The organism is Salinibacterium sp. SWN139 (assembly GCF_015864625.1).
In the GTDB taxonomy this organism is placed as follows: domain Bacteria; phylum Actinomycetota; class Actinomycetes; order Actinomycetales; family Microbacteriaceae; genus Rhodoglobus.
On record NZ_JADYWV010000001.1, the window covers coordinates 688503 to 708944 of the forward strand.

The following is a 20442-nucleotide window of genomic DNA, read 5'->3' on the forward strand; positions in this document are numbered from 1 at the left end:
CTAGGGGGGTATGCAGCCCCCAATCTATCGGCGTAACTAGAGATCCGCTGAGCGCGAAACGGGTGTCGGGCGAGTGCGCGTTGCACACCTCGACCGTTTTTGAGGAATGCGCGACTTATGGATGCTTCCCGCCTACGATGAGGAACGAACAAGGGAGCACCGTGGCGACAGACAAAAACATTGACCCCCGATTCGACCCCGTTTTTCAACGAGGTTATGCAGCGGGGGAGGGCGGCGAGCGCGAAGAAAACACCCGTGCCGCCCGCAACGTCGACAGCTACCGCCAACCGGTAACTAACGCTGTGGCACCGTCGGCGACACGCGCTTTCGCTGAAGAGACCGCCCCGCTAGCGGGAGTCGCCGCGACCGGTTCCCCGTCAGCGCCCAGAACCTCACCGCTGAGCGACAACGAACAGCCGTCCATGGGGCCGCAGTCACAGTATCTGGATGACGCAGCCGCATCCGTTGCCCCCGTCGCGACCCGCACGCCAACAGGTCTCGCCCGCAACCCCTGGATCTACGTTCTTTGGGCGGTGGGCGGTGGTCTCATGGCAGGTGGCGTCGGAGGGCTGTGGTGGGCGTTCAAAGGGCTTTATGGTCGCGGCACCATCAACGAAAACAGCTGGGAGCTGTTCAACCTCGCCCAAGTCGCATCACCGATCTGCATCACCGCTGGCGCGTTCTGTGTAGCAAGCGCCCTACTCGTGCACTGCCTCGACTGGATGCGCCGAAACCCGTGAACGCACGTCACCAATATCTGTACTAAACTCTCTCCCGGTACCGTGTCCGAGCGGCCGAAGGTGCAACTCTCGAAAAGTTGTGTGCGTGAAAGCGCACCGTGGGTTCAAATCCCACCGGTACCGCCAAAGAAAAGCCCCGCATTCCTCGTGAATGCGGGGCTTTTTTGTTTACCTTTTCGGTATCCGACATGAATTTGACAAAACTAATTCCGAGATCGCTCTAATCGGACAGCTAGCCTTTTGTCACCGCTCGGCGCGTAGCGGCGGCGACGCTGCAATTTCTGAACTGCTGAATCCGGAGCGCGTGGTGGAGGCGCGCAAGGCTGATGTTGCCTTCTACGTTTTTCGTCTAGCCCAGTAGACGTTAGAACAGCTGCTGGGAGCCAGCACTCAGTTGAGTCGGCTGAGCTTGAATATACGGCGAAAGGATTCCCGGCAAATCGGGTTTTGTCCCTGCCAGAAGCTCGTCTGTTGTAATGATCTGAATTCGCGGAAAAGACTGACCGGTCGAGGGGTGTGTGTAGGTGCCGCCGTGGTGGGCTTCATCGAGCATGCCCTTGGTCGCAGAGTGCTGAATGATGAGGACGCCCATTTCCGCCTTTTGTGTATTTACGGTCCCGCTCAGGTCCCGCACCATTGAGGGATTCAAGTTTTTGCCACCTTTGACGCTTACAAGCACGCGGCCGAGATTCTTTACCCCGCCGTCGAGAGGGAATCTCGCGACGCCATCAATGCCTTTATCGCCCACCTGTTTCTCATTCGGTTGCGCATTGATGAATGAAACAGCCCAGCGTTCGAAATCGAAGGGATTGCGATCGAATAGTGCCTGAGCGCCGCCTGAATCGCGAGGTAGCCCGTTCAAATCGATGCTGTCGAGGACCAACTTCCCATGGGAGTGTTCCAACCGCTTCAGAATGAGGTCAATTGCGATATATGTAATATCGATACCGATCCATTGCCGACCCAGTTTCTGGGCTGCGTCGACGGTTGTGCCGCAACCACAGAATGGATCCAGTACTACGTCACCAGGGCGCGACGAGGCCTCCAGGATGCGTTCAAGCAGCGCTACAGGTTTCTGGGTCGGGTAGCCGAGTGCCTCTTTGGAAGCGGGCGACAACAGTTTGATGTCGTCCCATATATCGGAAACAGGAACTCCGGGTGACTCGTAGTCGTAGTATTTGAGGCTTGGTGTTCCCGAGCTGGAGAAAACGACGCGTTCGTCAGCTAAGTATTTATCGAGATTTTCTCGTTTCGTCACCCAGTGCATCCCTCCCTTGCCGCGCGAGGCTGGGTCGATGTCCTGCCACACTTTCCCGGTGTCCCCGTTGCGAAGTCCGCTAACTAGCAGTGGCACGAGCCGGTACAGGCCATTCGCGTCGGTTTTCGAGTAATTGCTTTTAGAAGCGTCTGAAAGTTCGCGGTACTGAACGTCGAACCGGTACGCCGAGGAGTCCTTCACGTAGAACAGAATGACGTCGTGAGCTCTGCGGTAAATCTTTGAAATAGATGATCGTAGGCTGCTACGTACCCAAGAGATGTCATTGACGTAGTTGCTCGCGTCAAAGGCAGCATCCAGCAGGATCTTGAGATAGTGGCTCATGGTCGGATCACAGTGCAGGTACAGCGAACCCGTGCTCTTCAGAACCCGATGGAGCTGCACCAGCCGGGGGGCCATATTTACCAGGTAGGCGAGTGCGTCATTCTCGCCGAGGAGAGTGTGGAATGCCCGCAGAGCTTCGGCAACTCTCACGGGCAACCCGCCATTCACGTACTCGGAGAACTGCTCCTCTGTTTCGTGAGTCCACTCCCAAGTGTCCTCAAACGCTTGAATCTGTGCGCCCGCACTATTTGCGTGGTCTGCGCGCGCAAAGATTACGTTGTAGTTTCGAGCCGAGTTGAACGGCGGATCAAGGTATACAAGATCGACCGACTCTGTTGGCAACTGCTTGAGGACGTCTAGATTGTCGCCGTAAAAGAGTCGATTCTTAGCTGAGGACATGTGCTGATCCTATCGATCAGCCTCGACGGCGTGCGGAGACTGCACGCGCGGAGGCAATGTTTTTATGATGTGCTGAGAGCGAGGAGTGGAAGTTACACCGGAAGCTCCAACGGCGTTTTGCCATTCAAGTTAAAACGTGACCTAAGACAAATCGCGGACATCGGTCGAAATCTAATAAGGGCCGAAGCTGGCGCTCGATTCAGGGGGCGTGTTACTTGAAGACGGGCCGCCGTTGATGCTGCTGAGAGCGTGGAGTCGGGCCGCTTGCCGTTTGGCCGTGAAATCGTCAAATAAGCGTCGGGCACGCACTCCTCCGAGCTTCGCGTTGTCGAGCCACCGGTTGATATCTGATGGCGTTTCTTCCAGCCGATGCACTTCGCGCTCGTAAGAAGCGTTGAGTTGTTCAGTTTTGGTTCGCGCGGCGTCCGCGGCCGCTGCGGCTCGCCGGGCTGCTTGTCGCTCCGCGTCGAGCGCCGCGTTTTTATCGGCGACCTTTCGCCGTTGTTCTTCGAGTTCCGCTTCACGCTCGGCAAACTCTAGAATTTTCGCATCGACGTCGCTCTTTCGATTCGCCAGGCTTTTCAGCAAGGTCGCGTAAGTAGCCTTTTCGCTTTCGATATCCTCCGCGGCGGCCTGAAGGCGGTCTGCTTTAGCTTGGTACTCGCTGCTGCTCAAGTGCTCTGTAGACCGCTCCGTGGAGCGTTTCTCGACGTCGTAGCCGACAGCCTCCATCTGCTCTCGCAGCTCTTTGTGCTGACGTTTGAAATCGCTTGGGCCCTTGAAAAAGTCCTTCTGCGAGAGACGCCCGTCACTAGTCACCGGAGTCATTAAAACTTGGAGTTGGGGGCTGTACTCATCGAGGTGAACTGAAACTCCGACAATGTTGGCTTGTCCAAACTCCTCTGCCGACCAGTCAAAAGATGACTCGAGGAGGGACACTGCGTCCTGGTTGAGACCGTTCTCCCGCCAGTCCGGGTTGTTGTCTTCGAACCATTTCGGATCGAGTTGGAGAATAATTCCGCGCATCTTGATTGCGTCCTTTCGTAGGGGGCGATTGACCGTTGCGAGACGCGTGTTGAGATACGTCTCTAATTCCTTAGACGGAGGATTGCCATCGATCGACACCAGGGGTCGAAACCCGCCATTCTCGTCGTTGACCAAAGTCTCGTTCATCGCAGTGCGAGTCGGAACGATGTTCTTATTCGAATGAGGGAACTGGAACCCGGCCGCGCCATCGGCGTCCCGTGCAATATGCCGTAGGAAGCTCTGAAGGTGGCCACCGCCGCTAACCACCTTGTGACTCGCGTCGAATGTCATCGTGTATCCCATGCCAGCTTCCTCTCTGCTGCGTTGAAATCCCTCTCTAGGGTCTTTCCCGTACAACTGGCTCGCTATCAGCCCATGTTGGCCTAAGTGAGTTTTCATTACTTTAAGTGTAGCCCCATACACTTAAAGTTCGCTGCGCTCCCTCTAAGTTGCTGGTGCCCTGCGGGGCAAGTGCACATTCGCATGATGCTCAGGACCTGCCGAGCGCCAGGATCATCAGCGGGCCGCGAACGCTGTTGATCCTGACGGGTTCCGACGAGCGGTCGAGGTTTGACGTAACCTCGGCGTGTCCAGAGCGGTGATGAGCTAGTCGATCAGGCGGCAAGCGCGCAGAGGCCGCAATTGACTACTCCGTCTGTTTGTTCGAAGATCGAAGCGCTCGGGTCAGAGGTCTGAACCCCGGCGAGATGCGCCTCACGAAAGTGATCTGCGCTACGCTTGCCGAGTTTCTTGACCGCGATAAGAGTCATTCGCTCTTCGTGTGCGCGAGCGGCATGTTCCGCAGCTGCGGATCGTACGGGAATGAAAGCCTCAATCGTGTCGGGGATGCTGGCTGCGATATCAGGGCTGTATTCCTCGATGATCGAAATTGCGAGAAATCGAGCAGCATTCTCGACGCCTTTTATTATCGCGACTGGATTGAGCCAATGCTTGGTTCGGATCACTCCTAGAGCTACCCCGTCGCGGTCTTCGACCTTTTCCTTCCGATACTCCGGTCCCTCCTCGATGCGAAAGATCGAGGCTGTCATCTCCGTCTTGGTGTTCGCCAAGTCTCGAAGCCCTACCCAGCTCGGTTTCGATACCTCGACATGCCAGCCCAAGCGAAATAGGAACTCATCGACGTTTACCGCCGCGTAGTCGTCGCGAGAATTCACTAGATCGACCGAATCTTTGCGCGCTTTCAAGCTGAGAGCAAGGGACCCGAGAGTTTCCGAGCTGGTCATCAGTATCGCTCGTGGGGCCACAGCAGTCAGGTTTGAGTTTCGGGCTGCTTGCCGAGGAGCTTGATTGGGGTCTAAGTACCGCAGTGCGTCGTCATACGAACGAGTAACGCGGAATCGCACATCTTCATGATGGGCTATCTGTGCCTGGCCGACATCCTCGGCTGAATGCTCCCCGCTAGGTTTCACGGCTTCCCACTGTTGACCCGCATCCCGTGCAAACGCAATCAAGAACGCAGTAATGGACTGAGCAAGTACGTCTTTGCCCTGGCGTGATGCGCCTCCGATTAACACTGAGCTCTTGCGGTAGACGCCGCCCTCGCCGACATTGGGCTGGTTCTCCGGGAGATCAAGGAAGTCTTTTGCCAGCGCACGAAGTCGAGGCAGGTCTTCGGCGTAAGCGTCGTAGTCCATTTCGCGGGCACGAGTGAGCTTCACTCCATCATGTCCGACTGCGCGACGTAGAGCTTGTTTGCGGGACGTCATGCTGCTGGTTGCGCTGCTGCCTTTTTTGCGCCCAGGACGCCCAGCGGCGAGCAGCGCACTGAAGTCAAAATCAGCATGGACCTCACTATGGGCGTACTGAAACTTGTTCCGTTGGGAGCGGCCGCCGTGGACAAGATACTGACAAAAGTCGAAGAAAGCTTGCTTTGCGGCCAAGGGTCCGATGCTGGGCCCCATTCCAGACTGAAGCGGTGACTCCTTTGGCGTCGCAATTCGCGCTGACGGGATCGAGGCCAACTCAGATATGTACCGGATCGACTTTTCACGACCAGGTTTTAGCTTCACCGCTGCGTGATTGTGCAGAGGCTTGACATCCCCAGCCTGCACCGGGCGCCCTTGTTCTTGCTGTGCTGAGGCTTCACTTTCGCTGAATGTGTCAGCACCGTGCCAAATATCGGCCCAGCTCTCCAGAATGTCTTCGGTTGCGAGTGCTTCTCGCAACCGCTCGAGTTGTGGTTGAGTCAGCATGACTTTGCCGCTGTCGGGGTGGGTGTGGTACTGCATGATGCTGAAAACCGTGCTGCGGCCCCTGGCGCGCTCTATCTGCTGCGTGGTCTCGCTTGCTTTGATCTGCTTGAAAAAAGCAACGGCTTCGTTGGTCTGTTCGGGAGTCGAAGGGAGCGATGCATAGTTTCGATTCGAAGTCTTGCTTGTCAGATCGGAGGCGCCAGCTACGGGGTCAGTGAAATCCGCGTCACTTGCGGGATCGCCTATCCCGTAAACCGATCCTGCAGCGCTTGCGCGGGGGGAACCCAAGGAGTTCCCCCCGCGTGCATGGGGTGTGTTCGATTCGTTTTTTGCATCGGCGCCGTGTTCGGCACCAACCCGTACGGAGCCTTCTACGGAATTACGGGATTCGCTAAAGGAATCTGTTGCGTCCAGATGTCCGCGGTTTTCCTTGTTCTCTTCAGAATCGTGCATCATCGCACCTCCCCAGCAGTGCTGCGATACTCGCGGGAGAGTAACCATTCATCCACAGCTTCGGGACGGTATCGCGCGGAACGACCGATTCGAATGAACAGCGGACCCTTCCCGTTGATCCGCCATTCGCTCAGAGTTCGCTCGGTTTGGCCAATGCGCTCAGAGAGCACGGCGGGAGTGAGCAAGTCGTCGAGTACCGAAGCGCTCGGGCGACTTAGGCGGCGTTCGAGAATGGAAATGCGCTCGGCAAGTTTGTTGAGCTGGCCGGCAGTTAGAGCTTGAGAAGACATGGCGAAGTAACCCTTCAGAAGAAGTGAGACCTCGTGACGTCGTACGCGGTGCCCCCATCGTTAGGGGCCTTCGGTTGTTTATGCGGAACCTGGGCCTGTACGTCTCGCTCGTCCCTGACGCGGGAATCGCTTGCCAACTATCATACACCTACGGCGACGTTAGCTCACATTTACACCTGACAGCTTCAACCCACGAGGAGTACGCATGGCCGCGAAGGTTTATCTCGATACACGGACGAAGAAGAAAAGCTACCGGGTTGCATACAAGCGTCCGGACGGCACCAACACCACGAAAGGTGGCTTTAACCTCAAAAGAGAAGCCGAAGCGTTCGCCGCCACGGTCGACGTCTCAAAATTGCAGGGTTCTTACATCGCGCCCAGCGACTCGAAAGCGACTGTGGGTGTTCTAGGCAAGGGGTGGCTCGCGGCACACAAAGCAGCGGTGAAGCCGTCAACGCTCCACAGCGACGAGTCGGCGTGGCGCATTCATGTCGAGCCGCGATGGGGTGCGCGCCCGGTCGGGTCAATAAAGCACACTGAGGTGGCAGGTTGGGTCGCCGAACTCAGCGACGGGAAGTCAGCAACGACAGTTAAGCGCTGTCATGGAGTTCTTGCCGCGATCCTCGACGGCGCGGTGCGTGATAGGCGGATCATGTCCAACCCGGCGCGCGAGGTCAAGATGCCGCGAAAGGTATCGAAGCCTCGTGCGTATCTTTCCCACCGGCAGGTTGAGCGGTTAGCGGAGGAGTCGCGTTACCCAGATTTCATTCGATTCCTCGCTTACACGGGACTTAGATGGGGTGAGGCAACAGGGCTGAGGGTGATGCACGTCAACCAAGCACGTCGGCGAGTGCAGATAGACGAGAATGCTGTCGTTGTCAACGGACACGTGCAGGTCGGTACCCCGAAAACTCACGAACGACGGGCGGTGCCTTATCCGGCATTTTTGGATCCAGCGATTAGTGCCGCGATTGAGGGAAAGCGACCCGAAGCGCTCCTATGGTTGGCAGACTCAGGCGGCTACCTTAGCCCTGGCAATGCGGCCTCGGGCTGGTTCGGTGCGGCAGTTAAGCGGGTGCAAGCTGAAGATGTGAAGGTCGCGGCGAAAGCAACGGCGGTTGGTGAAGAAGAGCGGCCGGTGATGCCGCGTGTGACGCCTCACGACCTCCGCCACACGGCCGCATCTTTGGCAATAAGCGCAGGAGCAAATGTCAAGGCAGTGCAGCGGATGCTCGGCCATGCGAGTGCGGCAATGACGCTCGACAGATATGCGGAACTCTTTGACGACGATCTTGATGGAGTCGCGGAGGCGTTGGATCGACATCGCGCAGCCAGTCTCAATTGACACGGATATGACAAAGGAATGAACGTGGAACGATGTCGGCAGATGTGAGTCAGTGTGTCCTACTTCCCCGCAAACAAAGGCTTTTGTGTGGGGAGGCACCGGTACGGTTTAGTTCGCTGTGGGTTCAAATCCCACCGGTACCGCCAAAGAAAAGCCCCCTACTTCCCAGTAAATCCGGGAAGTCAGGGGGTTTTCTTGTTTCCGGAATCGTTGTTTGCCCACGCTTTGCCCACACTTGAAAGCGTGCGTGCAGTGTTCAAAGCCTCACCAACCGCGTCTAGGTCATCGTCGAACAGGTCAGCGTAGGTATCGAGGGTCATTGCTGCGGAGGCGTGACCCAGCATCTTCTGTACAGCTTTCACGTTCGCGCCGGCACTGACTGCCAGCGACGCTGCTGTGTGCCTGAGGTCGTGGCGGGTTAGCTGGGGGGAGGTGTCGTCAAGCTCACGACACTTCGCCAGCGCTGTGATCCACCAACCGCGCCTGCTGTCCGGTGGCCGCACATGATCTAGCCCATTGCCGAACACGAGGACATCCCGTGATTTGCCCGCACAGGCGACCTCGAGGGCGGGGGAGAGAAAATCTGGGTAGGGCACACTCCGCGCCTCATGACTCTTAGGGGTTTCAACAACGATCGACCCACCAACCATCACCGCGTTCTGTTGCACGTTAGCCCGCCGCCGCACTGGGTCTAGGTCTTTCACCCGCAACGCCGTAGCTTCACCCCACCTCACGCCTGTGTACGCCAGGAACTCAACTAGCAGCTCGCGCTCGCCGCAATAAGAGGGGGTCTGCTGTCGATTCAGTTGGCTAGTTTTGTTGGGGGTTTTCAGGCCGCGTGAGCGGCCACTGTGTTGATTATCTCGAACTCGATCGGGGTGAGGCGACCGAGGCGTCGTTATCGGCGTCGGCGATGGTAGGTCCGCTCGACCCAGGTGACGATTTCCAGCCGTAGTTCCTGCCGGGTCTGCCACCGTTTCTTGTTCAGCACGTTCTTCTGCAGGAGAGAGAAAAACGACTCCATAGCGGCGTTATCAGCGCATGCGCTGACCCGTCCCATTGATCCGGTGATCCCTGATTCCCACAATAACTCGACGAATTTCCGGGAACGAAATTGAGATCCTCGATCCGAATGCAGCGTCGTGCCGATCGGGTTGCGGAGTGCGACCGCGTTGCGAAGCGCCGCGACAGCCAGGTCCGCGGTCATCCTTGAATCGATCGAATAGCCGACGATCCGGTTGGAGGCGACGTCTTTGATGGCGCACATATAGAGCTTGCCTTCGTCGGTCCAATGTTCCGTGATATCCACGAGCCATAACTGGTTCAGTTCAGTCGCGGTGAAGTCGCGCAGCACAAGGTCGTCATGCACCGGTGGGCCGGCTTTCCGATTCAGGCCACGTTTCTTCGAGAACACGCTCCAGAGGCGCTGCTGCGCACACAATCGCCACACCCGCCGCTCCGACGCTGGCAGCCCCGAGGCGGCTTCGATCTCGTCGGAGATGAACCGATACCCGAACGCGGGATCATCTCGGTGAAGATCCACCGCGGCGTTCGTCAGGTGGGCGTTGTCCCAGTCTCGCCTTGAGACAGGGTTCGCCCTCCACTTGAAGAACGCTTGCTTCGAGAACTTCAACACCCGGCAGGTCACCGCGATCGGAATCCGATCAGCAGCCAACTCAAGAACCAGCGGGAACATCATTTTGGGAGCGACGCCTGCGACAGATACGCGGCAGCCCTGCGCAGGATCTCGACCTCTTGCTCCAGCAGCCGGATGCGTTTCTTCGCCTCTCGCAGCTCGGTCGCGTCAGCCTGGGTCACTCCAGGTTTGACCCCGTCTTCAACATCAGCGATCTTCAGCCACCGTTGCAGACACGACTCGGAGATTCCGAAGTCTCTCGCGATGCGACTGATCGGGGCTTCACCCTTCCGGGCGACCGCGACCACGTCGCGGCGGAACTCTTTAGGAAATGCTTTAGGCACGTTGACCATCCTTCCGTGAGAACCAAAATCCTCACAGCGTTGAAGTCAACCAAACCGACAGCAGACCCAAAAGCTGCTGGAACCCATAGCGAAACCGTAGCTAAGACAGAGACAGAGACAGAGACAGAGACAGAGACAGAGACAGAGACATTAAACACACGTTCACCCTCGGTTCATCGCCCTGTGGGGCAGTGCGTTTGGCGACGTTCTTCGCTTGTCGCCTCGAAAATTCGTCAGCTTAGGCGATGACTAGTGCCAGAATGTCAAGATGCGTTCACCACTGCTAATGCTTCTACTGCTGGTCGCCCTCGGCGGATGCTCCGCTGTTGCCGCTCCGGAGCTATTCACGGGGCAAGGTACGGTGCGTCTCGCGCTGGATGGTTCTGCCCACGTTGAGGCAGACCGAATGCACTTGGAATCTGGAGATCCTTGCTACAGCAAACCGGCTGTCACGACTGGTGAGCAGGTACTGGTGAAAGATGATGGCGACAAGATACTTGCGCGCGGAACAGTTACCGAAACCACGACTCCCGCCAAGTACAACATCTTTGATAAGTACGCGATGTACTGCGTGATTCATTTCGAAGTCACCGATATTCCTCGCGGGGAAGCATTTTACGACCTCGAGCTCAGTGGCAGCGATCTTGGCGTGTACACAGAAGACGAGCTTCGCGAGGGCGTTGTCATCGAGTAACACCGGCGCTGTCGGTTCCCCTTCGTAGACTCGTCGCTGCGTGGCCGGACGCTTTCTTCTGAAGGCGGTGAGTGTGGGTACGAGTAAGCGTTATGCGGAGCAGGTCGATCGGCGTATGAGTGAGCAGGTTGTGGAAACGATCATGCAGGATGAACCGTCCACGCTCACCGATGATGAACTCGAGCTAGACAAGTTGCCGTTGACTCGCACACCTGTTGCGGTGCCGGCTGTTGCGTGGGTGCGTTATGGCGGGGTTGCTCTGCGTCTCCCTGTGGAGGTTGTGGCGTGGACTGAACGTGCGGTCGCTATCCGCTGGAAAACGGATACAGGGGGCGTACACAAGGCCTGGGTGTGGGCCTCAGCAGTGAGCACGGATTGAGCCCAGAGCGGGGACTAGCTATCCGCTAGCTTGAGGCAGATAACCGCTCTTGCAACTTCTCGCGGTCGTGCTGCAAATGCCACTTTTCGTACACGAACTCTTTCGGTTTTTCCGGTGTGTAATACATGAGTTCCCAGCCGCGGTTTATGTAGTGCTTGAGATCATCATCGGATTGAACTTCGAGGAATACGAAGGGCTCGGATGTTGACTTATCCAGCGCGGCCTGCTCTTTGGCTAAACGATCTGCAGCCTCGCTTGCTTTAGCTTCCTGCACCAGCTCGGCAATCCAAATAGCCGCCTTGCCTAAAGGGGTCAGTATCGCAATCGCAACTGATCCCGCTATTTTCCGAACGCCCATAAAGTGAGTCTATCTAGAGGATCGCCGGGCAGCTAGTGCGCTCGTTTGTCAGAGCTCCGCTAGGCCGCATGAGCCGTATTCCCACACTGTGGCGACGTTCTCTCTTAGCTCCTGATCACTCTATTCAGGTGAGGGTTTGCAAGCTGACTCGTGGCAAGTACGGCCCCAAACGAAACACCAAAATAACAGGCACACACCCTGTATCGAGTGTTATTAGTGTTTTTTGAAGGGTCAAGAGCGAGAGAACGATACAGAAATAACACTCGGTACACCTAGTGCGGGTGTTATTTCGGGTGTTATTGGCTGTTTCGTCTGTGAAGGCCCGCTTTGCAACACCACTTTCCCCCTACTAAAAGAAGAGAAAGCAACACTTGCAACAGATGCAACAGGGTATGGGGCTGTTGCAAACAGTGTTGCAAACGTCAACGGGAGCAATGCTGCCGACCACCTCGCACCGGCTCTATGCTCGGTCTGCTCGTGGTGCACCGATGACACGTCGCAGCTCACGGCTTTAGGTTGCAATTGTCAACTCCACCAGCTAGATTCATATAGCTGGGTTTCGTCCACGTTCGTGGGTAGCGAGGTTCGGCTCCGACAAGGCCTTAGTGAAAATTCGCTAGGGCCTTTGTTGCGCTCCGGGCGGACAGTTGCACGCGCCGGGCCATTCTCGTCGATGTATGAAGTCAGGCATCCAGCCCCACATGAATCGCCTCGTCTGATTCAACTTGTGGGCTTGAAATATGGTGAAGGAAACGATGTCGGCCATTTGGACTAGCTGGCTCAATTTGCTGTCTTGATGCCATGGATCTTCCACTATGCGGCGGTTGGCTATCTTGAGTGCTCGATGGGCCTTCTTGTGGCTGCCGTCTGTACCGTTGCCGTCAACTACGAGAATAGCCCAGCTGTCCTCGGCGGTAAGCCGACTCTCCATATCTTTCAGTAGGGAGCGGTAGCAGTCATCCGGCTTGCCATTTGGCACCACACGACTCAGTACTCGCACATGTTCGAGGCTGCCCACGGCTGCCACTGCCAGGTTCAATAGCTTCTTCCTTTTTCCCATGTCCCTGTTGATGCCGTAGCTCAGAGTCGGGGCAGGGTTCCCTTTGCCGGACAGCAATTCGGTCGCATGAATCTCGCCATCGGCCGGCACGGTGAAAGTCTCGAAAACGTTCCTACGGAACTTTAGCCACTCGTGAAGAGTGCTCGTCCATTTCTCAATTGGGATTAGCAGCGCGGTGTAGACGGCGTACTTTTCATCACCCGAATCATCGATGTACGCGATATAAGTGGTCATTCCCTCGCCAAAGTCCGTAGTGGCTGCTTACGATACACAGCACGCTGCCGGCTGCCGCGCATCGCCACGGACAGAAAGTGCCCGATCGTGTGCTTAAAGCTTCGGCAGCCCGCACTCGCGGCAATCTCATATGACCGCGTTTCCGTGACTAGTTGGTTTCATCCGTTCGAGGCAGCGCGGACAGTTGGGGGTGTCGAGCGGATCCGGAGTGGTTGCCATGGTTAGAGCTCCCTTTGCCCACATTTTGCCCACAATCTCACAAAATCCAGCGAAAACCATGTGAGCCAAATGCAACCAAAAACCTTATGTTTCCGGGGTTTACAGGGTCTCCCCGCTCGCTAATTGGGCATGAATTAGAGTTCAAATCCCACCGGTACCGCCAGCAAAAGCCCCGCATTCCTTGTGAATGCGGGGCTTTTTCGTGCGCGCGTGCGTGCGCGTGCGCTGGCGCCGTGGTGCAGCTCTAGAACTGAGGCTTGTTGCTCGGACGGTTGGGGTCGTCGTCGCGGAAGGGCAGTGCGGCAACCACCAACGCCGGAAGAAGGAACCCCATGGCGAACGATAGCCAGAAAAACGATCCGAAGCTGCGATCTTTGCGCTTAGCTGAGCCGGCGACCAAGAAAGAGATGAAGAGGTTCAGCAGAAAAAGGCCGCCAAGAATTAGGGAGTAAACGAGGTCATAGGTTGCCGGAAGTAATGGGTTCACGTGGCCACACTATCGACCTCCGCGAGTTCGTCGTCGGTCGCCATCCGGAATCCGCCGCCCGCGGGGGACTCGATCGCGTGGCGGGGCTGGCCGCGCGTGGCCCACAGGCTCGTACCGATCGACGTGGCCAGGATGACGAAGATCACGCCGAGCGACAGAGTCGTCGAGATGTAGTAAACGTCGAGCAGGAGCGCAAGACCGATCTTCAGATAGATGAAGCGGTGCATGAGGTCAGCGAGCAGAAAGTGCATTGCCCGCAGACCTAGGATCGCGAAGGCGTTAGCGGTGAACACGAGGAACGCTTCGTCGGTGACGGCGAAGATGGCCGGGATCGAGTCAACGGCAAACACGATGTCAGTGATCTCGACAAGAACCAGCACGGCCAGCAGCGGGGTAGCAAGCACCACGCCCGCCTTGCGCACGACGAACTTCTGACCGTAGAAAACATCCGTCATGGGGACGCGGCGACGGAAGATCTTGAGCACGACCGACTTCTCGGGGTCGTAGTGCTCGTTTCGTTTGCGAAGGTTTCGATGAGCGCCCGAAGCTGTAACGGCCCCCTTTAGTCCCCGCAAGTGGGGACTATACGTGCGCTGGGGGCTCGCGTAGCGTTCCTGACGTGGGGAAAACCGGGGGGTTTCGAGCGCGGCGCACAGTCGTCCGCGCGTTTGGCATGCTTGCGATCATTGGGGTGTTGGCTTCTGGCCTAGCGCTTTCGACGCCATCGCCAGCCGAGGCAGCAGGGGAGAGCACGATTCTCAGCCTCGTGAATGAGGCGAGAGCGGCTGAGGGGCTTGGGCCTCTGAAACTCAATTCTTCGCTCAGCTCGGTGTCGTCGAAGTGGGCGTACCAAATGGCTGCCAACGGCGCGATGACTCACAACCCTTCGTACTCAAGCCAAATCCCTAGTGGATGGACTCGAGCGGGCGAGAATGTTGCCCGCGGCTGGCCGTCGGCGACGGCCGTGCACGATGCGTGGATGGACTCTGCGGGACATCGAGCCAACATCATGGGTGACTACACCGACATTGGAATCGCTTTCGTGACCTCCGGCGGAACCACGTGGGCGGTCCAAAACTTCGCCAAGTATGGGGCAAGCGTTCCAGACATCACGCTGCCGAGCGGGGTTGAACGCCTTTCGGGCTCCGACCGCTATTCGACGGCGGTCGCGATCTCACAGGAGTTCGACCCGGGAGTCAGCGTTGTGTACGTTGCAACCGGTGCGGACTATCCTGACGCTCTCAGCGCGGCGCCTGCCGCAGCTAAGCAGGGCGGTCCGCTCCTGCTGACACCTCCCACGGGGTTGCCGACGGTGGTGAAGAATGAGATCAAACGGCTAGATCCGGATCTCATTGTCGTCGTGGGCGGAACCGGCGTGCTGTCGAGTTCCATCTACAAGCAGCTCGCAGCGCTGGCACCCGAAATTCGACGCGATGGTGGCTCAAACCGTTACCAGACGTCGCGCATCGTGATCCAACGAGCGTTTCCTGATGGCGCAGACACGGCGTTCTTCGCCACGGGTGCCAACTACCCAGACGCGCTCAGCGCCAGTGCTGCAGCGGGAAATTCCGGTAGCCCGGTCATCCTGATCAACGGCACGGGTAGTGGTGTCGACTCGGCAACGGCCAAACTCATCGATCGACTTGATGTTTCGAAAATTGTGATTGCGGGAGGCACCGGTGTGATCTCCAGCAAAGTGTTCAAGGCTTTGGATGCGCAGCCTGGCGTCACGAAGGTCACTCGCTACTCCGGCTCCGACCGGTATGGAACTTCGGAGGCAATAAACGACGCAAGCTTCGACACCGCACCACGCGCCTTCTTCGCCGTTGGCACCGGGTTCGCGGATGCACTCGCTGGCGCCGCGCTCGCGGGCGGCACATCGGCTCCCTTGTATGTGGTGCCGGGGAACTGTGTTCCGAAGGGCGTTGTGAGCAATTTGAATGACTTTGACACCTCCAGTCGAGTTCTGCTTGGAGGAACGGCAGCTCTCGGCAGTGGAGTCGCGAAGCTGACGGTCTGCAAGTAGTGAGGACCAACATAAGCCCCGTATTCTCAACGAATGCGGGGCTTTGTTGTGCGTGCGGAGTGTGACGCGCGGAATACTAAACGGTCGGTTTGTTGCTGGGGTTTCGAGCGTCTTCGTTGATCCTTAGCGACACGTCGAGCATGTCTTCGAGGGTTTCCCGCACGAGAGCGTCGCGGGTTTCGCGGCTGCGGAAGTTGACGAGCTGGTAGGAGGCCGTGGCATCCACGAGGGCGAAGAGAACCAGGGCTGCACGCTCGGGCGCGATCGCGGCAAATCGTCCGCCATTCTGACCAGTGCGGATGATCCCGATGGCGAGCGCGTGCCAGGAATCCATTGAGTGGCGGGCTGCTTCGGCGAGAGGCTCGTTTTTGCGGCCGAGGCTCCACGCGTCACACCACACTTCGCCGACGTTGTCGCGGGCGGGGTCGGCGAGAGCGCTGATGAGGGCTCGAAGCTGGTCGAGGGTGTCGTCGGGTGCCAGGGCGTGAAGGCTGACTTCAGCGATTTCTTGCTCCGCGATGGCTGCGAAGGTGGAGGCGACGAGGGCATCCATGTTCGGCTCATAGTGGGCGATGAGCGGGGCGGTAACTCCGCAGTGGGTGGCAAGGTTGCGGAGCGAGATGGCGGCAAGCCCGCGAGTCAGCGCGAGCGTCTTCGCCGCTTCGCGCACTTCGAGGGCGCGCTCGGCGGGGTTCCGCCGTCGAGTAGTGCCTGCTGCCATGGCAAAAGTGTAGCCGCTATTGACTCTTATTGAGTAGGTGATCAATAATGAATATCATGAACACCATTCAGCGAGACGTCGTCATCGTCGGAGCCGGCGCCACCGGCCTCACCGCAGCGAGGGGTCTCGTTCGCGCGGGCAAGAGCGTCATCGTGCTCGAAGCTCGCGACCGCATTGGTGGTCGTCTCTGGACGAACGACATCGATGGGCAGATGTATGAGATCGGCGGCCAGTGGGTTTCGCCTGACCAAACCGCACTCATCGACATGCTCGCCGAACTCGGCCTCGAAACCTACTCCCGCTACCGCGAAGGTGACAGCGTCTATGTTTCTCGCGATGGCGTTGCGCGTCGCTTCACCGGGGACATCTTCCCCGCCGGCGAAGCAACCGAAGCCGAGATCACTCGACTGATCGCGTTGCTTGACGGCCTCGTGGCTGAGCTCGACCTTCAGGCTCCGTGGGAGCATCCGCGGGCCGCAGAATTTGACCGCATCTCGTACCGCAGCTGGCTCGAAAGCCAGAGCGCGGATGCGGAAGCTGTCGACAACATTGCGCTCTACGTTGCCGAAGCAATGCTCACCAAGCCCGCCCACTCGTTCTCGCTGTTGCAGGCTCTGCTCATGGCAGCCAGCGCAGGCAGCTTCAGCAACCTCGTTGACGCCGACTTCATCCTCGATAAGCGCGTGGTCGGTGGGCTTCAGCAGGTTCCGCTGCTCATGGCCGACGCCCTGGGTGGCGACGTCGTTCGCCTTTCGCAGCCCGTTCGCCAGATCGAATGGGACGCCGCGGGCGCGACGGTCACGAGCGACGAACTCACGGTGCGCGCGCAGCACGTGATCGTTGCCGTACCGCCGAACCTCTACGACCGCATCGACTACGTTCCTGCCCTTCCACGGATGCGCCAGCAAATGCAGCAGCACTCCTCCCTCGGTCTCGTCATCAAGGTGCACGCGACCTATGCGACCCCGTTCTGGCGCGCGGCCGGGCTTTCCGGTACAGCCTTTAGCCCATACCAAATCGTGCACGAGGCCTACGACAACACCAACCACGGCGAAGATCGCGGCACTCTCGTGGGCTTTGTGTCGGGGGAGAAGGCCGACGAACTGTTCACGCTTGATCCTGCCGACCGCAAGCAGCGCATCCTCGAATCGCTCGCTACCTATTACGGCGACGAAGCATTGACCCCCGCCGTGTATTACGAAAGCGACTGGGCCTCCGAAGAGTGGACCCGCGGCGCCTACGCCGCAAGCTTCGACCTCGGCGGACTCACGCGCTACGGCGCGCTGCAGCTTGAGCCGGTTGGTCCGATTCAGTTCGGCTCCAGCGACCTCGCGGCTGAAGGCTACCAGCACGTTGACGGTGCTATTCGGGTGGGGCAGCGGTTGGCATCCACCATTATTGAAACGGCGAAAGGCTAGCCATGAGCTGGAAAATGCCATCCGAAACCGCTGAGCATGAGCGCACGTGGATGGCGTTCCCGCGCGTCGGCGAAACGCTCGGCGCGACTGACTCCGAACGCGAACTCGGCTACGCCGCGTGGGCTGATGTTGCGAATGTTGTCGCGGAGTTCGAGCCGGTGTCGATGGTCGTTGATCCGACCGAAATGCTTCGTGCTCGGCGGATGCTCGCCAGCAGTATTGAGCTGCTCGAAGCACCGCTCGACGAGTTTTGGATGCGTGACATCGGGCCCACGTTCGTGCTCGACGATGAGCGGCCGGGTGTTCTCGGCGCCGTCGACTGGATCTTCAACGGCTGGGGTGCTCCCGAGTGGGCCGAGTGGGCGAAGTCGGCTGAGATCGGTCGTTTCGTCGCGGAAGCTGCGGGTGCCGAACTTGTTAGCTCGCTGCTGGTTGCCGAGGGCGGCGGACTACACGTCGATGGTGAAGGCACAGTCTTACTCACCGACACGGTGCAGCTCGACCCGCGCCGTAATCCGCTCGCTGATCGCGCCCGCGTCGAGAGCGAGATGCTGCGCACGATTGGGGCAACGCACGCCGTCTGGCTGCCGCGTGGACTGACGCGCGACTACGACGACTTCGGCACCAACGGGCACGTCGACATCGTCGCGACAATCGCATCGCCCGGGCGCGTTCTGCTGCACGCCCAGCCCAACCCTGAGCATCCGGACCATCAGGCGATGGCCGAGATTCGGGCTAGCCTCGAGAGCCAGCGGGATGCCGCCGGTCGCGCCTTTGAAATCGTCGAGCTGCCCGCACCCGCCCTGCTGCGAGACGATCATGGCTTCGTCGACTACAGCTACGTCAACCACCTCGTGGTCAACGGGGGAGTCATCGGTTGTGGCTTCGCCGATGAAGTCGCGGATGCCCGAGCCGCCGAGATTCTGGCCGACGCGTATCCCGGCCGAACCGTGCAGATGGTCGACTCCCGCGAAATCTTCGCGCGCGGCGGAGGCATCCATTGCATCACCCAGCAGCAGCCGAAAGTGCCCGGAGTTAGTGTGAGCGCAGACGGCGCTGCTTCCGCGCAAGAACCGGGAGCAATCGTATGAGAACCTTCGATGTCGTTGAAGCCTCGATAGCCGAACTGCAAGTGGCGCTCGCGGCAGGAACTCTCACGAGCGAAGAACTCGTCACCGCGTACCTTGCGCGCATCGACCGCTATGACCGCAGCGGTCCTCTGCTCAACGCCGTCGTGGTTCCCAACTCCGAGGCGCTCGCCGAAGCGCGCGAATCGGATGCGCGTCGGGCCGCTGGTCAGTTGCGGGGGCCACTCGACGGCATCCCGTATACGGCCAAAGACAGCTACCTGCACCGCGGGCTCACCGCTGCGGCGGGCAGCCCCGCCTTCGCCGATCTGATGGCGATGCGGGATGCCGCCACGATCGGTGCCCTGCGCGCTGCGGGAGCAATCTGCCTCGGCCTCACTAACATGCCCCCGATGGCCAATGGCGGAATGCAGCCCGGCGTCTACGGTCGTGCCGAGAGCCCCTACAACGCCGAGTACCTGACCGCCGCCTATGGCTCGGGATCGTCGAACGGATCGGGCACCGCGACGGCCGCGAGTTTTGCCGCCTTCGGCCTCGGCGAAGAGACCTGGTCGAGCGGTCGGGCGCCGGCATCCAACAATGCACTGTGCGCTTACACGCCCTCGCGCGGCGTGATTTCGGTGCGTGGCAACTGGCCGCTCGTTCCCACCATGGACGTCGTCGTGCCGCACACCCGCACGATGGCCGACTTGCTCGCCGTGCTCGACGTGATCGTGTTCGACGATGCGGATGCTCGGGGCGACTTTTGGCGCTCGCAGCCGTGGGTAGAGATCCCGGCGGCGTCGAGTGGGCGACCCGAGACGTATTTGTCGCTGCTGGCTGACGATGCGGAGCTGCCGTTGGCGGGCAAGCGCTTCGGCATCCCCCGGATGTACATCAACCGCGATACCGAGGCGGGCTCAGGCACGCGCGGAGTAGGCGGCCCGACAGGAACCGCGATCGACACCCGCCCGAGCATCCTGACCCTGTTCGACGAAGCGCGCAGCGACCTCGAAGCCGCTGGCGCCACCGTGGTGGAGGTCGACTTTCCCGCCGTCTCGAACTACGAAGCAGACCGCGCCGGAGCCCCCACGATCGCAACTCGCGGTCTCGTGAGCCCGGAGTTCTTGAAGCGCGAAATCGTCGATCTCTCGGCGTGGGCGTGGGAAGACTTTCTGCAGGCCAACGGCGACCCGAACTTCGACACCATCGTCGGGGTCGACGGCAGCACGATTTTCCCGGTCACGCCGGGCACTCCGCACGATCACTACGACGGCTTCGAAGACGACATCGCGGTGTATCCGACTCAGGTGCGCGACCACCCGTATGCGGCATTCACCGATATCCCCGAGCTCGAAAGTGGCGTACGCGGCCTCGAAGAAACTCGCCGCATTGACCTCGAAGAGTGGATGCGCGCCAACGAGCTCGACGCCGTAGCGTTCCCCGCGGTCGCCGATGTGGGAGCCGCCGATATGGGCACTAACCCCGCCACGGCGGAAGCGGGCTGGCGAAACGGCGTCTGGGTCGCGAACGGCAACCTCGCGATTCGGCACCTGGGCATCCCGACCGTGACTGTTCCTATGGGGCTCATGGACGACATCCGGATGCCCGTGGGAATCACCTTCGCGGGAGCCGCGTACTCCGACCTCGACCTGCTGCGCATCGGCGTCGCGTATGAAGCGGTGTCGCAGCGTCGGGTGGCGCCGCCGCGAACACCCCCGCTGGTCGACTAA

The 20442-nt window shown here is 59.1% G+C and carries 17 protein-coding genes, 1 tRNA gene and 2 pseudogenes; 9 read left to right on the forward strand and 11 right to left on the reverse strand.

What is annotated here, in order from left to right; genetic code table 11:
* Window positions 1-161 precede the first annotated feature (161 nt).
* Window positions 162-740: a hypothetical protein gene (locus tag I6E74_RS03220; protein WP_197122930.1), complete on the forward strand. Its 579-nt coding sequence runs from the start codon at window positions 162-164 to the stop codon at window positions 738-740.
* A 36-nt stretch (window positions 741-776) separates the two neighbouring features.
* Window positions 777-866: transfer RNA gene (locus I6E74_RS03225), tRNA-Ser, on the forward strand.
* A gap of 238 nt (window positions 867-1104) precedes the next feature.
* On the opposite strand, the gene I6E74_RS03230 is transcribed toward I6E74_RS03225, so the two are convergent.
* From I6E74_RS03230 to I6E74_RS03245, 4 genes are all read right to left on the reverse strand, one after another.
* Window positions 1105-2739, reverse strand: coding sequence for a DNA methyltransferase (locus I6E74_RS03230; RefSeq protein ID WP_197122932.1), 1635 nt, complete (start codon window positions 2737-2739; stop codon window positions 1105-1107).
* Between the two features lie 171 nt (window positions 2740-2910).
* Complete coding sequence (locus I6E74_RS03235) at window positions 2911-4056, reverse strand: plasmid recombination protein (RefSeq protein WP_197122934.1); 1146 nt, start codon at window positions 4054-4056, stop codon at window positions 2911-2913.
* 323 nt (window positions 4057-4379) lie between these two features.
* Window positions 4380-6014 carry a hypothetical protein gene (locus tag I6E74_RS03240; RefSeq protein ID WP_197122936.1) on the reverse strand — a complete coding sequence of 545 codons (1635 nt, stop codon included), beginning with the start codon at window positions 6012-6014 and terminating at the stop codon, window positions 4380-4382.
* Window positions 6015-6430: 416 nt separating this feature from the next.
* A complete protein-coding gene (locus I6E74_RS03245) occupies window positions 6431-6721 on the reverse strand; it encodes an AlpA family transcriptional regulator (protein WP_197122938.1) in 291 nt (96 codons plus the stop codon).
* Window positions 6722-6926: 205 nt separating this feature from the next.
* On the opposite strand from I6E74_RS03245, the gene I6E74_RS03250 reads away from it, so the two are divergent.
* Window positions 6927-8066 (forward strand): site-specific integrase, encoded by a 1140-nt coding sequence (locus tag I6E74_RS03250; RefSeq protein WP_197122940.1) that lies wholly within the window; start codon window positions 6927-6929, stop codon window positions 8064-8066.
* A gap of 182 nt (window positions 8067-8248) precedes the next feature.
* On the opposite strand, the gene I6E74_RS03255 is transcribed toward I6E74_RS03250, so the two are convergent.
* Both I6E74_RS03255 and I6E74_RS03260 read right to left on the reverse strand, forming a co-directional pair.
* Entirely contained in the window at window positions 8249-8800 is a 552-nt protein-coding gene (locus I6E74_RS03255) for a site-specific integrase (protein WP_374221045.1), read from the reverse strand.
* Window positions 8801-8895: 95 nt separating this feature from the next.
* Window positions 8896-10046: pseudogene (locus tag I6E74_RS03260) on the reverse strand (IS3 family transposase).
* Window positions 10047-10314: 268 nt separating this feature from the next.
* Here I6E74_RS03260 and I6E74_RS03265 point away from each other — a divergent pair.
* Both I6E74_RS03265 and I6E74_RS03270 read left to right on the forward strand, forming a co-directional pair.
* Window positions 10315-10740, forward strand: coding sequence for a hypothetical protein (locus I6E74_RS03265; RefSeq protein WP_197122942.1), 426 nt, complete (start codon window positions 10315-10317; stop codon window positions 10738-10740).
* 73 nt (window positions 10741-10813) lie between these two features.
* A complete protein-coding gene (locus I6E74_RS03270) occupies window positions 10814-11119 on the forward strand; it encodes a hypothetical protein (RefSeq protein ID WP_197122944.1) in 306 nt (101 codons plus the stop codon).
* Window positions 11120-11144: 25 nt separating this feature from the next.
* Here the strand turns inward: I6E74_RS03270 and I6E74_RS03275 are convergent, their stop codons facing one another.
* The 4 genes and pseudogenes from I6E74_RS03275 to I6E74_RS03290 all read right to left on the reverse strand — a co-directional run.
* Window positions 11145-11477 carry a hypothetical protein gene (locus tag I6E74_RS03275; protein WP_197122946.1) on the reverse strand — a complete coding sequence of 111 codons (333 nt, stop codon included), beginning with the start codon at window positions 11475-11477 and terminating at the stop codon, window positions 11145-11147.
* A gap of 616 nt (window positions 11478-12093) precedes the next feature.
* Complete coding sequence (locus tag I6E74_RS03280) at window positions 12094-12771, reverse strand: DUF3800 domain-containing protein (RefSeq protein ID WP_197122948.1); 678 nt, start codon at window positions 12769-12771, stop codon at window positions 12094-12096.
* Between the two features lie 463 nt (window positions 12772-13234).
* Entirely contained in the window at window positions 13235-13477 is a 243-nt protein-coding gene (locus tag I6E74_RS03285) for a hypothetical protein (protein WP_197122949.1), read from the reverse strand.
* Window positions 13474-14013: pseudogene (locus I6E74_RS03290) on the reverse strand (tellurium resistance protein TerC); the annotation flags it as partial. The pseudogene I6E74_RS03290 and the gene I6E74_RS03285, both read right to left, overlap by 4 nt.
* A 137-nt stretch (window positions 14014-14150) precedes the next feature.
* On the opposite strand from I6E74_RS03290, the gene I6E74_RS03295 reads away from it, so the two are divergent.
* On the forward strand, window positions 14151-15503 hold the full coding sequence (locus I6E74_RS03295; protein WP_197122951.1) for a cell wall-binding repeat-containing protein: 1353 nt from the start codon (window positions 14151-14153) through the stop codon (window positions 15501-15503).
* A gap of 76 nt (window positions 15504-15579) precedes the next feature.
* Here the strand turns inward: I6E74_RS03295 and I6E74_RS03300 are convergent, their stop codons facing one another.
* Window positions 15580-16224: a TetR/AcrR family transcriptional regulator gene (locus tag I6E74_RS03300; RefSeq protein WP_197122953.1), complete on the reverse strand. Its 645-nt coding sequence runs from the start codon at window positions 16222-16224 to the stop codon at window positions 15580-15582.
* Window positions 16225-16280: 56 nt separating this feature from the next.
* Here I6E74_RS03300 and I6E74_RS03305 point away from each other — a divergent pair, with 56 nt between their 5' ends.
* From I6E74_RS03305 to I6E74_RS03315, 3 genes are read left to right on the forward strand one after another with little or no spacing between them, the layout of a single operon-like run.
* Entirely contained in the window at window positions 16281-17642 is a 1362-nt protein-coding gene (locus tag I6E74_RS03305) for an NAD(P)/FAD-dependent oxidoreductase (protein ID WP_197122955.1), read from the forward strand.
* Window positions 17643-17644: 2 nt separating this feature from the next.
* Window positions 17645-18733 (forward strand): agmatine/peptidylarginine deiminase, encoded by a 1089-nt coding sequence (locus I6E74_RS03310; protein WP_197122957.1) that lies wholly within the window; start codon window positions 17645-17647, stop codon window positions 18731-18733.
* Window positions 18730-20442, forward strand: a complete 1713-nt coding sequence (locus I6E74_RS03315; RefSeq protein WP_197122959.1) for an amidase — start codon at window positions 18730-18732, stop codon at window positions 20440-20442. Before I6E74_RS03310 ends, I6E74_RS03315 begins: the two co-directional genes overlap by 4 nt.

Bases quoted from the DNA above. Each gene is read 5' to 3' on its own strand.
- I6E74_RS03230 (WP_197122932.1), bottom strand. From the start codon at position 2,739: ATGTCCTCAGCTAAGAATCGACTCTTTTACGGCGACAATCTAGACGTC.
- I6E74_RS03235 (WP_197122934.1), bottom strand. From the start codon at position 4,056: ATGACATTCGACGCGAGTCACAAGGTGGTTAGCGGCGGTGGCCACCTT.
- I6E74_RS03240 (WP_197122936.1), bottom strand. From the start codon at position 6,014: ATGCAGTACCACACCCACCCCGACAGCGGCAAAGTCATGCTGACTCAA.
- I6E74_RS03245 (WP_197122938.1), bottom strand. From the start codon at position 6,721: ATGTCTTCTCAAGCTCTAACTGCCGGCCAGCTCAACAAACTTGCCGAG.
- I6E74_RS03250 (WP_197122940.1), top strand. From the start codon at position 6,927: ATGGCCGCGAAGGTTTATCTCGATACACGGACGAAGAAGAAAAGCTAC.
- I6E74_RS03265 (WP_197122942.1), top strand. From the start codon at position 10,315: ATGCGTTCACCACTGCTAATGCTTCTACTGCTGGTCGCCCTCGGCGGA.
- I6E74_RS03275 (WP_197122946.1), bottom strand. From the start codon at position 11,477: ATGGGCGTTCGGAAAATAGCGGGATCAGTTGCGATTGCGATACTGACC.
- I6E74_RS03280 (WP_197122948.1), bottom strand. From the start codon at position 12,771: ATGACCACTTATATCGCGTACATCGATGATTCGGGTGATGAAAAGTAC.
- I6E74_RS03295 (WP_197122951.1), top strand. From the start codon at position 14,151: ATGCTTGCGATCATTGGGGTGTTGGCTTCTGGCCTAGCGCTTTCGACG.
- I6E74_RS03300 (WP_197122953.1), bottom strand. From the start codon at position 16,224: ATGGCAGCAGGCACTACTCGACGGCGGAACCCCGCCGAGCGCGCCCTC.
- I6E74_RS03305 (WP_197122955.1), top strand. From the start codon at position 16,281: ATGAACACCATTCAGCGAGACGTCGTCATCGTCGGAGCCGGCGCCACC.
- I6E74_RS03310 (WP_197122957.1), top strand. From the start codon at position 17,645: ATGAGCTGGAAAATGCCATCCGAAACCGCTGAGCATGAGCGCACGTGG.
- I6E74_RS03315 (WP_197122959.1), top strand. From the start codon at position 18,730: ATGAGAACCTTCGATGTCGTTGAAGCCTCGATAGCCGAACTGCAAGTG.